Genomic DNA, 14,447 nt, shown 5'->3' with positions numbered 1-14,447 from the left:
TACCATTATTCACCCTTGGATCTCGGAGTTCCGAGTTCAAAGGTCGAAGTTCCAAGTTCAAAGGTCGAAGTTCCGAGTTCAAAGGTCAAAGTTCCGAGTTCAAAGGTCAAAGTTCCGAGTTCAAAGGTCAAAGTTCCAAGTTCAAAGGTCAAAATTCCAAGTTCAAAGGTCGAAGTTCCGAGTTCAAAGGTCGAAGTTCCGAGTTCAAAGGTCAAAGTTCCAAGTTCAGAGGTCGAAGTTCCGAGTTCTGAAGGTGAAAACTGGAGTTCTGAGCCTCAACATTGGAGATTAGAGGTTTATTTCTCCTGTTTTCTTCTCATTAGGAACTTCCAGAGAATAAAATATAGCGCTTCTCAATTGCATGAAATACAGACCTAACCCCCAGCCCCTTCCCTGCAAGGGAAGGGGAGTAGGACTTAAAGCCTCTCTCCTAAAAGGAGAGAGGTCAAAGTGTATTGCTTCCATTCGAGAACCGCTATATACAGCCAATAAAAAACTCCACCCACAAGGGGATGGAGTTTTAGTCATTAGTACCAATGACCAATGACAAATGACTAATGACTAAACCAATATTTTTTAGTTCGCAACAAAATTACCTGCTTCCTTAACTGCTTCCTTTAACTCTTCAAAGGTAATACTACCGTCTTCGTCTGAATCATACCGTACTAGTAACTCCTGGGGGCTATTGGTATTTGTTTCTGATGAGATGATTGCACTTAAGCCAGGACTTAAAAAAAGCTCATTAATGGAGACTTTGCCGTCTTGATCGCGATCTAAGGTATTAAAAAGAGATTGAAGCTCTTGCTGGGTTGCCATAAGTTTCTATTTGAATTGGTTTTTCAACTTAATATCTCATTAATATCTCAAAATTAAAGAAACTTATATCCTTAGACGTAGAAACGGGTATCGCTGGGGCTTAGATCAGGTGTAGGCTGTGATACAGGGTCTACAGTTGGGGCAATGAAAATCAATCGGCACGGTCGAGCCAAAGTTCTAACTCAACAAGAGATACAGTTAATTTTTAGTCATGGCTTGGAAAATGAGTGCGATCGCTCCGACGGGCTACGCCTACGCCCTTCACTCACCATCATTCACCCTTGGATCTCGGAGTTCCGAGTTCAAAGGTCGGAGTTCCAAGTTCAGAGGTCGGAGTTCCGAGTTCAAAGGTCGAGGTTCCGAGTTCAGAGGTCGGAGTTCCAAGTTCAGAGGTCGAAGTTCCGAGTTCAGAGGTCAAAGTTCCAAGTTCAGAGGTCGAAGTTCCGAGTTCTGAAGGTGAAAACTGGAGTTCTGAGCCTCAACTTTGGAGATTAGAGGTTTATTTCTCCTGTTTTCTTCTTATTAATCCACGCTTTTATCTTCTTCTTTACTCCATACATATTTACGGCAGACTTCGCAAGCGGCTTTTGCTTCCTCTGTTTGCGGATTGGTGAAGATGGGATGGTAACGCAACCTGTTGCAACAGACTTGCAACCATGCACGCCAACCACCCCGCCACAACCGCACAGTGCCGTCACCACCACCACTGACAATGGTCTGCCCATCTTGGCTAATGGCGACAGACCAGACAGCACCCCCATGACCACGGAATGGTTCAGCTAAGAAAAGACCTTGGAAATTCCACAACCGCACCATGCCGTCAGTACCACCACTGACAATGGTCTGCCCATCTTGGCTAATGGCGACAGAAGAGACAGTACCCTCATGACCACGGAATGGTTCAGCTAAGGGAAGACCTTGGAAGTTCCACAACCGCACCGTGCCGTCAGTACCGCTACTGACAATCGTCTGCCCATCTTGGCTAATGGCAACAGAAGAGACAGTACCCTCATGACCACGGAATGGTTCAGCTAAGAGAAGACCTTGGAAATTCCACAACCGCACCGTGCCGTCAGTACTGCCACTGACAATGGTCTGCCCATCTTGGCTAATGGCGACAGACCAGACAGCACCCTCATGACCACGGAATGGTTCAGCTAAGGGAAGACCTTGGAGGTTCCACAACTGCACCGTACAGTCAAAACCGCCACTGACAATGGTCTGCCCATCTTGGCTAATGGTAACAGAATTAACATAATCTTTATGACCACGGAATGGTTCAGTTAAGGGAAAACCTTGGAGGTTCCACAACCGCACCGTGCCGTCACGACCACCACTGACAATTGTCTGCCCATCTTGGCTAATGGTCACAGAATTGACATAATCCTCATGACCACGGAATGGTTCAGCTAAGGGAAGACCTTGGCGGTTCCACAATCGCACCGTACCGTCACGACCACCACTGACAATTGTCTGCCCATCTTGGCTAATGGTCACAGAATTGACATAATCCTCATGACCACGGAATGGTTCAGTTAAGCGAAGACCTTGGAAGTTCCATAACCGCACCGTGCCGTCACGACCACCACTGACAACTGTCTGCCCATCGCCGCTAACGGCAACAGAATTGACATAATACTCATGACCACGGAATGGTTCAGTTAAGCGAAGACCTTGGCGGTTCCACAACCGCATCATGCCGTCACGACCGCCACTGACAATCGTCTTCCCATCGCCGCTAACGGCAACAGAATTGACATAATCCTCATGACCACGGAATGGTTTAGCCAAGGGAAGACCTTGGCGGTTCCACAATCGCACGATGCCGTATTCACCGCCACTGACAATCGTCTGCCCATCGGCGCTGATGGCAACAGAACAGACCCAACCCTTATGACCACCGAATGATTCAGTTAAGGGAAGACCTTGGCAGTTCCACAACCGCATCATGCCGTTACGACAGCCACTGACAATCGTCTGCCCATCGCCGCTAACGGCAACAGAAGTGATATCATTCTTAAAAAAATCATGGAATGGTTCAGTTAAGGGAAGACCTTGACGGTTCCACAACCGCACCGTGCCCTCATCACCGCCACTGACAATCGTCTGCCCATCGGCGCTGATGGCGACAGAATTGACAACACCCTCATGACCACGCAATGGTTCAGCCAAGGAAAGACCTTGGCGGTTCCATAACCACAACATGCCATCACCGCCACTGACAATCGTCTCCCCATCGGCGCTGATAGCGACAGAATGGACAACACCCTCATGGCCACGCAATGGTTCAGCTAAGGGAAGACCTTGACGGTTCCACAACCGCACGGTACCGTCACGACCGCCACTGACAATCGTCTGCCCATCGCCGCTAACGGCAACAGAACAGACATTATTCTCATGAATACGGAAAGGAATGAAGACTATTACTTTATTCATCACCCGAATCAAACTGTTCTGAACTGGTGCGAGAATCTGCTGGGGTAATTTCTCTTGATTCTCACCCATAGCTTGAATTGCCAAAACTAGACTTTCTAGGGGTTGGACTGTCAATAAATTCTCTACCCTCGTAGCTTTCTGTCGCAATTGTGATTCAGTGAGTGCCCTTTCCAGTTTGGCAATGCGGTCTTTTTCATCGGCATCGCTGCGCTGGTAAAAATCCTCATCTTCTTGGGGTGATTGTAAATGGGGCTGCAATTGTTGCCAGCTATCCCTGACTTCCGCCAGCAGTCCCCCTTGCATTAAATATTTGTCATCCTGCCTTTTGTTCACCCATTCTCGCCGCGTATCTTCTAACTGATCGCTCAACCGCCGCAAATCTCGGTCTTGTTGTCGCCACTTGGCAAACTCCTGCCAACCTTCAATTAAAGCTTCATGGGCTAAATCAATCCAAGCTTCTCCTTTTTCATCTTTCCCTGTAACCAACAAGCGTCCCTTAACTAATCCCGCTTCCCCATCTAGCAACTCACTAAGTTCTTGCTGCTGATTGGCGTCATTACCTGCAATATTTAATAGTGTGGCTTTTGGTTGGCGCTGTCGGGTGTCTTTTTCCCCCTCTCCCGTTCGCACTAAGCGCAGAAAAATTCGCCCAATCCATTCTTTCTCCTGCTGAGTGCGTTTTTGGGTTGGCAATTCCTCCTCAAAATCTTGGTAAAGATAAACTTTTTTTGCATGGAGATTCAACGCCCCTGTTAATCCTCCCAACTTTCCATATTCTTCTAGGGTGAGTTGATGTTGATTGCGATCGCGTTTCTCCCAGAGTTTGGTTAAAGCAAACTCCAACAGAGGCAAAAACCCTGGTTCTTGTTTAACATCTTCAAAAATCTTCAGTAGTAGCCCTTCTTCAACACTATGACCTTGAAGTTTGGCTGGTTCGGCGATCGTGTCCTTTAAATCAACTCCGGTTAAAGGTGGCATATAAACAGCCTGGGTTTGAATTAACTGAGTCAGGGAGGGATATTGCAAACAGGGTTCGAGAAAATCCGCTCGCATGGTAATCACAACTGCTAACCGCGAATCGGTAATCTCTACTACCTGAGTCAGTAAGTCAATAAATCTCTGCTTTTCTTGCTGACTAGCACCGCCAGTAAATACTTCCTCAAACTGATCCACTACCAATAAAAGTTTTACTGAACTAGGGAGATTTTCGAGAATTGCAGATAAATTATTCTGCTCATTGTCAATTAAATCCTTCAGTTGCTTCTCTTTTCTAGCCCCTGGAAAAAATTGTTGAAAAGCTCCGCGCAACTTATTTAAAGGTTCAAATCCGGGTTTAATTGGTTCTAAGACTTGCCACTCACTATCATCTAATTGTGGAATCAAACCCGCCCGCACTACTGAAGATTTGCCACTCCCCGACGCGCCAATGATCGGGACAAATTTAGCCAAGTCGAGTTTCTGTTGAATATCGTTAACTACTTTTTGACGACCAAAAAAGAATTTTGCGTGTTGCTTGTCAAAAGCTTCTAAGCCCCGATAGGGACATTCGTCAAGTACTTTTGTAATAACTACTAATTTCTTGGGTGGATACCAAACCAAAGGAATTGACCTACCACCGCCCATGTAAATTGCTTCTTGTCCACTCTGCTTGAGTTCTCGTGAAATGAAGCTGATCAAGTCATTGACATTAATTTCCCCGGTTGTTTCATCAGCTTTATCCTCAGCGAGTCCTTTGAGAATAGCTTTGGTGAAAATTCCACCTTCGTCATCTTCACGCGCTCTTTCAAAGGCACGAGAGGCTGTAATTAAGCTGTAGTCTTGTTTGCTGTTGAAAATGGAGAAACCAGATTTGATAAAACTCCTCTCTAATAAAGACCCCGCATAGCAGCAATCCAGCAATACTACTAAGCTGCTGAGTTGAGATTTAGCAATTAAAGTGTTGAGGTCATCAAAGGCGATCGCATTCTGTCCATCTACTTTATTACAATCCGAAGTTGCCAAAAAGCCTTTCGGTTCACCTGTGTTGCTGAGTGCTTCAAAGCCATGTCCGGCAAAATAAATCAGTGCCTCACTACCTTTGGCCTTTTCTAGCAGAAATGTTCTCAGTGTTTGACCGAGTTCTTTACCAATTAACTTTTTATCCGGTGTGACTTGCCAGCGATTTTCACTCTCGATTAGCTTACCCGGTAACGGCTGAACATCAAACCGACCACGTTCACGCAGCAGCTCTACTATTTTTTCTGCATCGTTTACAGCTTTTGGTAAGTTTGTCAAATTGTCATACTTAGCAATGCCAATCACCAGGGCATATCGAGGCATAGTGTCTAACCAGGTATCCGTTTCGATGTGCGACTTATTCTTGGAACCCCGCTTCCATTCCTCTCCCCAAAACGGGGAGAGGCTTTGATTTTGCTCCCCTTCCCTTGTAGGGAAGGGGTTGGGGGTTAGGTTTCAGAGAAAGTCGTACATGGCGCGTAATATTACAAGAGTAACAACTCAAACATTAACTGAGGCTACAGATGTCAGAAGTGCAACGCCTGATTGTCAAAGAAGATGATCAAGAGTACGAAATCTATGTGGAATCAAACACAGCCGCAGACGTTCCAGAAGAAGAGGAACCAGGATACCGTGATGGTTTACCTACGGTTAATATCAGAGAATTTCAAAATAAAGTTCGTGATTATGCCAAGTTAGCGGTTGGTGCATTCAAGAATTTACCTGACGCTGAGGAGGTAACAGTTAAATTTGGCATCAAGCTGGGTGGTAAAACTGGGATTCCCTTTTTAACTGAGGGTTCGGCTGAGAGTAACTTTGAAATTCAGGTTAAGTATAACTTGACGCAGAAAAAACCATAACTCTACGCTCTAAACTCACCATCATTCACCATTGGATCTCGGACGTTGCTGTTCAAAGCACGAAGTTCCGAGTTCAAAGGGAGAGCGATCGCCTTTGGATCTCGGATGTTGCTGTTCAAAGCTCGAAGTTTCGTGTTCTCATCTCGAAATTTCGTGTTCAGAGGTTGAAGCTTCGAGTTCAGAACTCGGAACGCCGAGCAATTTACTTTAACATCCGAGTTCAGAACTCGGAACGCCGAGCAATTTACTCCAACATCCGAGTTCTGAGCCTCAACATTGCACTTTAGAAGTACGATTGCCGAGTTATTTTCTACAACGCTACTGCTTGAGGCTTGACTTTCCGAGATTTACGGGCGAACCTTTGCCCCATTTCCTCAACTACTGTCTCTAAACCAGCGCCTTGTCCACTAGCTTTAGCATAAGTATACACCTGCAACGCGGCTGCATAGGCTTCACTACCCACCGCTAAAAATGTATCATCCACCAATTCATGGAATTGCGTCAGCGACAGCAATACTGGATACAACGCTTCAAACAATTGTACATCCTTCCGCATTTCATCCAGGTCAAACGATCGCGGTAAAAACTCTGGGTTCTGTGTCGCCACCTCCAATGCTTTGGTGACAAAGGCGCGGCTTTTATCTCCCATTTTGGGTAAAGCTTTGCGTTCCTCGTTAGTTAAATCAATCAAAAATGGTAGCTTTTCTTTAATTGTGGCGATCGCTTGCAACACCGCATCTCTCTCTGATTGCGCTAGTGTTGCACTAATTGGGGCTGTAGACATAGAAATTAGTCTCTGGTATGGTTCTTACTTTTAGAATGCCCACATATACAATTTAAATTTCCATGACACCAATAAAGATTACCAAGTTCAAAAGGTGAGCGATGTCTACGACAAGCCGCTTTGCGTCTACGCCACGTTTTTAACAATCAAAATTCTTCTTCCTCGTCAACTTCCTCGCCTATCAGTGGAGCTTGCGAGCTATGACGTACATGAAGCACAAAAACAGTATCTTCCCGAATAACGAACAAAATTCGGTACTTATTTCTTGACTTACCGTAAATAAGTTGACGGATTTCTTCAGTTAGTGCGTCATTTTCTAGAGCTTGAGCGCAACGTAGAGGCTTTTCTTGCAGAGTCGCAATACTATCCATTAACTCCCGAAACCATTTATCCGCATAAACTGGGTTGCGCTCTTTCAACCAAGAGTAAGCAGTATCAATTTCAGCTTTTGCAGTCTGAGTCACCCTAACTTGAAATGCCATACTTTTGCTGCATCTCTTGCTCAAATTCTCTAAGAGTACTGGTTCTACTAGCCTCTACATCTTCAAGTCCCTGCTTAATTCCGGCGATTGCTTCCAATCTTTCCAACGCATCCAGCAGTTTTTGGTAAGACTCTGCATCCTGAACTACAAGTTCGGCTTTGCCATTAACTGTTAATACTACGGGTTTTCCTGTCTGCTTCATCTGCTGTAGGAATTTCAACGTATTGCGTTTAAAGCTAGAGAGTGAATGAATGTCTCGACTCATGTTTAGCATAGAGTTGATGATGCATTAAACTTGCACTTTATTTAACCCTATCTCAAAAGCTTCCGTCCAGTACAAATTTGTATTGCAGGGTAACAACATTACGCGGTGTGCAACTTTCTCTCAAACCTAACCCCCAGCCCCTTCCCTACTAGCGTTGGGGAGCAAGACTTAAAGCCTCTCGACCCTTGTCTGACAACAGGCTGACGCCAACGGGGAGAGGAATGGAAGCGGGGTTTCAAGAATAAGTTGCACATCGCGTAACATTGTTCATTGTTATGCCAGTACCGCGTTTTACTTGAGAAAAATCGCACATCACGCTAGTCTTCATTGACGTAACTGCACGCTGTAACATCAGGTGATGACAAATCAACTCTCTCCAGAAATTCCTTCTTGCACTTGGAGCCGTCCTATCGGTTTAGGCTGGGACAAACCTTATACCGTCCGCTACGCTAGCAATATCGATGATGGCCCTTGGCATGGTATGCCTTTAGGCGGCTTTGGTGCAGGTTGCATCGGTCGTTCTTCACGGGGAGATTTTAACCTGTGGCACATCGACGGGGGTGAGCATACCTTCAAAAACGTTCCCGCTTGTCAATTCAGTGTGTTTGAGTCCAATGGCGCATCTTCCCAAGCCTACGCTTTATCTACGCAAGCGCCAGAAGATGGCACTCTCAAAGCTTGGCAATGGTATCCAACACTCTCAGGCACAAAAGGGACAGGCAATTATCACGCGCTCTACCCACGTAGCTGGTTTGTGTATGAAAATGTATTTCAAGCACAGTTGACTTGTGAGCAGTTTTCCCCAATTTGGGCAGGTAATTACCAAGAAACTAGCTACCCTGCGGCGATATTCCTCTGGAATGCTCATAACCCCACAGATGCACCTATTACTCTGGGCATCATGCTCACTTGGCAAAATATGGTGGGCTGGTTTACAAATTCCCTCAAATCTCCCGAAGTGCGGGTACGCGATGATGGTAGTCCGGTTTACGAATACCAACCGCGCTGGGGCGAAAGTCAAGGAAACTATAACCAAATAGTTGAAAATACACAACACTTTGGCTGTCTTTTAGGTCGGGTTGGTAGTGATGAACTTTTACAAGAAGGTGACGGAAGTTGGTGTATTGCCACGCTGAAGCATTCCCAAGTGGAAATATTCCACCACAGCCGATGGAATCCTGAAGGAACGGGTGAGGAAATATGGCAAAGCTTTGCTAAAGATGGTTCTTTGCCCAATTATCTCGATCCGACTCCAGCAACAGAGAATACACAATTAGGGGCGGCGATGGCTACGCCGGCCGCAGGCATCGCAATCCGTTTCACTCTCCAACCAGGCGAAACTCTCGAAATCCCCTTTGTCGTCGCTTGGGATTTGCCGATTACAGAATTTGCGGCTGGAGTTAACTATTACCGCAGATATACAGACTTTTTTGATAAAAGTGGTAACAATGCTTGGGCGATCGCATCTACTGCGCTACAAGAATATCAAAGTTGGCGATCGCAAATTCAAAGTTGGCAAAAACCCATTCTCAACCGAGAAGATTTACCCAACTGGTTTAAGATGGCTCTATTTAATGAGCTTTACGACCTCACTAGCGGCGGTACTCTCTGGAGTGCTGCATCGGAACTTGACCCCATCGGTCAGTTTGCGGTGCTGGAGTGCTTAGATTACCGTTGGTATGAAAGTTTAGATGTGCGGTTATATGGCTCTTTTGCGCTGCTGATGCTGTTTCCAGAACTGGAAAAGTCAGTGATGCGGGCATTTGCACGGGCAATTCCTGAAGGTGATGATACTCCCCGAATCATTGGCTATTACATGACAATTAAAGCAGAAAGTCCGATCGCAGTTCGCAAAGTCGCAGGTGCAACACCCCACGATTTAGGCGCACCGAATGAACACGTCTGGGAGAAAACCAACTACACCAGCTATCAAGATTGCAATTTGTGGAAAGATTTAGGTAGTGATTTTGTCTTGCAAGTATACCGTGATTTTCTGCTCACGGGTGCTGACGATATAGAATTTTTGGCAGACTGTTGGAATGGAGTTGTCGAAACTCTCGACTACCTGAAAACTTTTGACCTTGATGGCGATGGGATTCCCGAAAATTCCGGCGCACCTGACCAAACTTTTGATGATTGGCGGTTGCAGGGTGTTAGTGCCTATTGTGGTGGGTTGTGGTTAGCAGCGCTGGAGGCTGCGATCGCAATTAGCGATGTTTTATTAACGCACCGCCGAGGTAACGCAGCACAGTTGGCGTTACAAAAATCTATCTATGAAGCTTGGTTGGAACAATCTCGCCCCATCTATGACGAAAAACTCTGGAATGGGCAATATTACAAACTTGATAGTGAAAGTGGTTCCGATGTGGTGATGGCAGATCAATTGTGCGGACAGTTTTATGCTCGTCTGCTGGACTTACCTGATATTGTACCGAGCGATCGGGCTTTCTCAGCCCTGAAAACTGTTTATGATGCGTGCTTTTTGAAATTCTGCAATGGTGAATTTGGTGCTGCTAATGGTGTTCGTCCTGACGGTTCACCAGAAAACCCCAAAGCTACTCATCCCCTGGAAGTCTGGACGGGGATAAACTTTGGGCTGGCGGCTTTTCTTATGCAGATGGGAATGAAGGATGAAGCCTTGAGGTTGACGCAAGCTGTGGTGCAGCAAATTTACGACAATGGTCTGCAATTTCGCACGCCTGAAGCTATCACCGCAGCTGGTACTTTCCGCGCTAGCACTTACTTACGGGCAATGGCGATTTGGGGAATTTACTTAGTTATTAATTAATTAGCTATCAAAGTGGTTCCGATTTTGATGCAACACACGTAGGTTAGCACAGCTGTGCTACCTTACAAATGGTCGTATTCCACGTATATAGCAATTCTATTTGATTTCGTTCAAATCACAAGACTCAGATCCCCGACTTCTTAGAGAAGTCGGGGATCTCGTTGTTCACGAATTATTTAGGATTGCTATAGTATGTGCGTTGGCAAATTTAGCCTGTCTTCATCTGAGAAAGCAGAGTCTAGATTTGTGATTTTATTTTCCGAGTGTTTCCGGAAGCGAAAGAAAATTTCAGTAATGGTAAGAGTTGAAGGATTGAGAATTCAAGACTACTCTTTCAAAAAATGCAAATATTACTAGCTTTGAAAGCATCTCGTCACAGGTCTTTTGCTTAACTAAGTTGATAATAATTAAAACTATATATTTTACTACTAACCACTAATTCTCTTTTAAAACTAGGCTATCTGTGATTACTGGCTGATGATCATGAAATATTCATGATCATTTTATAGTGATTTCATTTAGAGAAGCTAAAGCTGTAGCCTTTGTGTATCAACAGTTTCAAGGTTAATTGATAACATTATTTAATTAAAAATATTTTCAATACCTATGGCTAGTCACGTTTTTTTAAGTGTGTATACATTCATTTTTTTAGAAGTTGCTTTACCTTATGGTTAATGCTAATATTTTCTAGCGACTCGACAATAATAAAGAATTTAAATTGATATCGTGTGAGGGGTAAGACCCCTCATTAATTAGTAAAGGAGGACAAAATTAAAAGTTGCACAATACACAAGTACGTATCGAAATATATTCAGTAAATTTCACTTATCAATCTGCTAGTTTAGTAGATGACATTAGCCACAAAAAATAGTATAAATACGAATAGCCTTTTTAACGGTCAAAGATAAATAAATTTTCTCTACTAGCCGAAAAAAATATGCAAAATTCCCGGAAAATGCGGAATTCAGCAGTAGTAAGAAATACAAGCAGGTGAACAGATAAAATTTATTGAATTAGGAGTTGAAAAAGTTTAAGAGGACAAAATTGTATCTATCAAGAGCCACGCGAGACTTTTGTCCTACCAGTCAGATGAAAAGACAAAAGTAAATTTTTAACTTTCACTCCCATTGATGATATTTTCGCACAAGCGATTAAACAGCTGCAAAAAAGCTAGTGCAGTTTGTAAATCTCAATTGAAACACCAACAATCGCATAAACTGAACTATTTTACTTCATCCCAGAGAACTAAAAACTATGATGAATCAAGACATTGCTGGCATTAGTAGTAACTTAGATAAGACAGTGAAAGCTCAACAATTTGACAAAGTAGTTGAAGCAATTCTTGCTGGAAAATATTCCTGGGCATGTGTTTTAATGCTACGATTTGCTGGCTATAATCCTCTGCATTACATTCCATATCGCACCTACAATCGATTGCTAAAAGAAAACTCTAAAGCCACTAGGACAAATCAACAGCAAAGTGAAAATATAAAAATGCTGAAACAGGCTAATGATTCAATATCTGATAGTAATGGATCATCAACCTGCTTAAGCAAAATCAAAGATTTAGCTTATTTGGAAGTAGTTGGAAAGCAAAAAACAGAAATTCGTGGTGGTAGTTTAGATCAGAGATTGGCACAGCAAATAAACGATCATCAATCAATGAAATCGCAAGTAAAACCAGAAAGCACTCCAGATATTTCCTTGAAACGCTGTGGATTCAATTAAGAACTATTTGGAATCAATAGATTCTGTCCTAGAGTTGATTGAGTGTCTGAGAGCCTGCTATGCTAAAATTTATAGCATGGTAGGTTTTCTATAACAATGATTAATTTGATATTTTTTTCAAAAATCTGCCAAAATGGCAAATATATACTGATGGGATTGGTAAACTAATAAAAACTACAACTTCAACCAAAATAGAGGTGATTGGCAAGCAAGTTAATTTAAAAAATAAAATCAATGATTAGTTCTGACTATGAAAGAAATCAAACTGATTACAAAAGTAGTCAGCATTTCATGGAGTAAATAACTCCTAGACCAAGACTGATGATGCAACCGTTGCTACTGGTGGTTCTATTTTCGAGGAAGTCTGAGCAAAGAGAATTTGGAGCGGTAGCTTCTCCCAATCCAAACTTTACACAGCTTTCACCGACTGCAGACGGTGCGAGTAATGCTTATATAACTTTCTATACTGTGGTTGGTGTTGCTTTAGTTAATAAAGCAAACGCTTAACACCAACACCAGGAACGGAAATAGAAAAGTTTCGGTGAAATCGTTTTCGTGGCTGGTAGAACTAGTATCTCATACGCTTCTCTTTCAACTATTGTAATCCTAGTCCTCCCAACCTGGATTATCTGTGGTTTCTAAACTTTCAATTTATATAGCAACTACTGGAAGTTCAAAACTTGAATAGCTTCCAGTATTTTTATGTCTAAGAAATAAGAATTAAATAACATACAATTTATGGGCTTACCTCACCCTCAATCCCTCTCCTTATAAAGGAGAGGGAAGCTAGATATAGGATGAAGTTTTGCATTTTACAGCAGAATTCAGAATTCAGGGGTCAGAATTCAGAAGTAAAATAGCTTTTACACACGGGTTTGAGACTTTGCTTGTGTACCTCACCAACTTGAAATGCGCTGTATTTAACAAAGTTTAGGGGTTTAATTCCCCAGCAAGTTTTGATGTCTAAATCTAAATCCCCTATCATTACTTAATTAGGACTTACGCATTGACAAGAAAGAGTGAATATATATAACGCGAAAAACCACATTTTTCGTAGGGGTAAAGCGCATTGCTAAACCCCTACTACAGCATGATCTATTTACGATCCAAGGATAATTGATAATTAAGAAAAGCCTGAAACAACCTATTTTGATTGATGCACATCATGATGAATTTGTACAGTGCGTAAGTCCTATTAATTACGAATTACGAATTACGAATTACGAATTATTTAATCCACGTTCCTAAATAAAAATCAGGTGGGCAATTTGCCCACCTGATTTTTGTAGAGTACAGTTAATCTAAAAATGAATTAAACCTTGGCTAATTCTGGGGTAGGACGCTTGCTATTGCGAATTGCCCTAATCGCCTCAGCATAATCCTTGGCGTTAAATACAGCTGAACCGGCGACAACTGCATTGGCTCCCGCTTCCAAAACTTGCCAGGTATTATTTGCCTTCAATCCTCCATCCACTTCAATCCAAGGGTCAAGACCGCGTTCATCACACATTTGGCGCAGCTTGCGGATTTTGGGTAACACACCAGGGATAAAGCTTTGACCACCAAAACCAGGGTTGACGCTCATAATCAGTACTAAATCGCACAAATCTAGAACGTATTCAATTAGCTCTAGAGGGCTACCAGGATTAAGTACAACTCCAGCTTTCTTGCCAAGCTCTTTAATTTGCCCCAAGGTGCGGTGCAGGTGTGGAGAAGCATTATGCTCGCAGTGTACGGAGATAATATCGGCGCCCGCCTTAGCAAATCCCTCTACATACTTTTCTGGCTCCACAATCATCAAGTGGACATCCAGGGGCTTGGTCGTAATCGGACGAATCGCCTCCACAATCAGAGGGCCTATCGTAATATTAGGTACAAAACGACCGTCCATGACATCAACATGAATCCAATCCGCTCCAGCTGCGTCTACGGCGCGAATTTCGTCACCCAGACGACTAAAATCGGCTGATAGGATAGATGGAGAAATTACAATGGGCTTTTGAGATAGGTTTTGGGTCATGGCTAGTGGGTTTTTAAGCGTCCTCGTCTGTAAGCATTGTAACAAAACATTGAGCAAGACTCATAATTTTCATCTCGGCTTTTTGGGGAGTGGGGAGTGGGGGAGATGAGGGAGATGAGGGAGATGGGGGAGATGGGGGAGAATAACTAATGCCATGCCTAATGACCAATGACCAATGACCAATGACAAATGACAAATGACAAATGACAAATGACAAATGACAAATGACAAATGACAAATGACAAATGACAAATGACAAATGACAAATGACAA

General features: G+C 43.4%; 12 protein-coding genes. 4 read left to right on the top strand and 8 right to left on the bottom strand.

Annotation, left to right across the window (positions count from 1 at the left end):
- Nucleotides 1-5: 5 nt before the first annotated feature.
- Nucleotides 6-215, bottom strand: coding sequence for a hypothetical protein (locus V7K27_RS28705; protein ID WP_334951808.1), 210 nt, complete (start codon nucleotides 213-215; stop codon nucleotides 6-8).
- Between the two features lie 361 nt (nucleotides 216-576).
- Complete coding sequence (locus V7K27_RS28700; protein WP_334951806.1) at nucleotides 577-816, bottom strand: EF-hand domain-containing protein; 240 nt, start codon at nucleotides 814-816, stop codon at nucleotides 577-579.
- Between the two features lie 144 nt (nucleotides 817-960).
- On the opposite strand from V7K27_RS28700, the gene V7K27_RS28695 reads away from it, so the two are divergent.
- Nucleotides 961-1,311 (top strand): hypothetical protein, encoded by a 351-nt coding sequence (locus V7K27_RS28695; protein ID WP_334951804.1) that lies wholly within the window; start codon nucleotides 961-963, stop codon nucleotides 1,309-1,311.
- A 27-nt stretch (nucleotides 1,312-1,338) separates the two neighbouring features.
- Here the strand turns inward: V7K27_RS28695 and V7K27_RS28690 are convergent, their stop codons facing one another.
- Complete coding sequence (locus V7K27_RS28690; protein ID WP_334951802.1) at nucleotides 1,339-5,571, bottom strand: nSTAND1 domain-containing NTPase; 4,233 nt, start codon at nucleotides 5,569-5,571, stop codon at nucleotides 1,339-1,341.
- A gap of 200 nt (nucleotides 5,572-5,771) precedes the next feature.
- On the opposite strand from V7K27_RS28690, the gene V7K27_RS28685 reads away from it, so the two are divergent.
- Nucleotides 5,772-6,107 (top strand): CU044_2847 family protein, encoded by a 336-nt coding sequence (locus tag V7K27_RS28685; RefSeq protein ID WP_334951800.1) that lies wholly within the window; start codon nucleotides 5,772-5,774, stop codon nucleotides 6,105-6,107.
- A gap of 310 nt (nucleotides 6,108-6,417) precedes the next feature.
- Here V7K27_RS28685 and V7K27_RS28680 read toward each other — a convergent pair whose 3' ends face one another.
- From V7K27_RS28680 to V7K27_RS28670, 3 genes are all read right to left on the bottom strand, one after another.
- Entirely contained in the window at nucleotides 6,418-6,891 is a 474-nt protein-coding gene (locus V7K27_RS28680; RefSeq protein WP_334951799.1) for a hypothetical protein, read from the bottom strand.
- Nucleotides 6,892-7,037: 146 nt separating this feature from the next.
- Entirely contained in the window at nucleotides 7,038-7,373 is a 336-nt protein-coding gene (locus V7K27_RS28675) for a type II toxin-antitoxin system RelE/ParE family toxin (RefSeq protein ID WP_334951798.1), read from the bottom strand.
- Nucleotides 7,357-7,647 (bottom strand): type II toxin-antitoxin system Phd/YefM family antitoxin, encoded by a 291-nt coding sequence (locus V7K27_RS28670; RefSeq protein WP_334951797.1) that lies wholly within the window; start codon nucleotides 7,645-7,647, stop codon nucleotides 7,357-7,359. Before V7K27_RS28670 ends, V7K27_RS28675 begins: the two co-directional genes overlap by 17 nt.
- Before the next feature lie 349 nt (nucleotides 7,648-7,996).
- On the opposite strand from V7K27_RS28670, the gene V7K27_RS28665 reads away from it, so the two are divergent.
- The gene (locus tag V7K27_RS28665; RefSeq protein ID WP_334951796.1) at nucleotides 7,997-10,426 is read left to right on the top strand and encodes a GH116 family glycosyl hydrolase; all 2,430 of its coding nucleotides are present in this window, start codon (nucleotides 7,997-7,999) and stop codon (nucleotides 10,424-10,426) included.
- A 1,257-nt stretch (nucleotides 10,427-11,683) separates the two neighbouring features.
- Entirely contained in the window at nucleotides 11,684-12,154 is a 471-nt protein-coding gene (locus V7K27_RS28660; protein ID WP_334951990.1) for a HetP family heterocyst commitment protein, read from the top strand.
- 1,312 nt (nucleotides 12,155-13,466) lie between these two features.
- On the opposite strand, the gene rpe is transcribed toward V7K27_RS28660, so the two are convergent.
- Both rpe and V7K27_RS28650 read right to left on the bottom strand, forming a co-directional pair.
- Complete coding sequence (rpe, locus tag V7K27_RS28655) at nucleotides 13,467-14,174, bottom strand: ribulose-phosphate 3-epimerase (RefSeq protein WP_334951795.1); 708 nt, start codon at nucleotides 14,172-14,174, stop codon at nucleotides 13,467-13,469.
- 13 nt (nucleotides 14,175-14,187) lie between these two features.
- On the bottom strand, nucleotides 14,188-14,447 hold a 260-nt coding region (locus V7K27_RS28650), incomplete at its 5' end, for a hypothetical protein (protein WP_334951794.1).

The organism is Nostoc sp. (genome assembly GCF_036919575.1).
Lineage (GTDB): Bacteria > Cyanobacteriota > Cyanobacteriia > Cyanobacteriales > Nostocaceae > Nostoc.
The sequence above is the reverse complement of the archived record's forward strand: the minus strand, read 5'-3'. Positions and strand labels throughout refer to the sequence as shown.

Excerpts from the sequence above, each read along its gene's own strand:
- V7K27_RS28660 (WP_334951990.1), top strand. The coding sequence starts at position 11,684 with ATGAATCAAGACATTGCTGGCATTAGTAGTAACTTAGATAAGACAGTG.
- V7K27_RS28695 (WP_334951804.1), top strand. The coding sequence starts at position 961 with ATGAAAATCAATCGGCACGGTCGAGCCAAAGTTCTAACTCAACAAGAG.
- V7K27_RS28690 (WP_334951802.1), bottom strand. The coding sequence starts at position 5,571 with ATGCCTCGATATGCCCTGGTGATTGGCATTGCTAAGTATGACAATTTG.
- V7K27_RS28685 (WP_334951800.1), top strand. The coding sequence starts at position 5,772 with ATGTCAGAAGTGCAACGCCTGATTGTCAAAGAAGATGATCAAGAGTAC.
- rpe (WP_334951795.1), bottom strand. The coding sequence starts at position 14,174 with ATGACCCAAAACCTATCTCAAAAGCCCATTGTAATTTCTCCATCTATC.
- V7K27_RS28680 (WP_334951799.1), bottom strand. The coding sequence starts at position 6,891 with ATGTCTACAGCCCCAATTAGTGCAACACTAGCGCAATCAGAGAGAGAT.
- V7K27_RS28665 (WP_334951796.1), top strand. The coding sequence starts at position 7,997 with ATGACAAATCAACTCTCTCCAGAAATTCCTTCTTGCACTTGGAGCCGT.
- V7K27_RS28700 (WP_334951806.1), bottom strand. The coding sequence starts at position 816 with ATGGCAACCCAGCAAGAGCTTCAATCTCTTTTTAATACCTTAGATCGC.
- V7K27_RS28675 (WP_334951798.1), bottom strand. The coding sequence starts at position 7,373 with ATGGCATTTCAAGTTAGGGTGACTCAGACTGCAAAAGCTGAAATTGAT.
- V7K27_RS28670 (WP_334951797.1), bottom strand. The coding sequence starts at position 7,647 with ATGCTAAACATGAGTCGAGACATTCATTCACTCTCTAGCTTTAAACGC.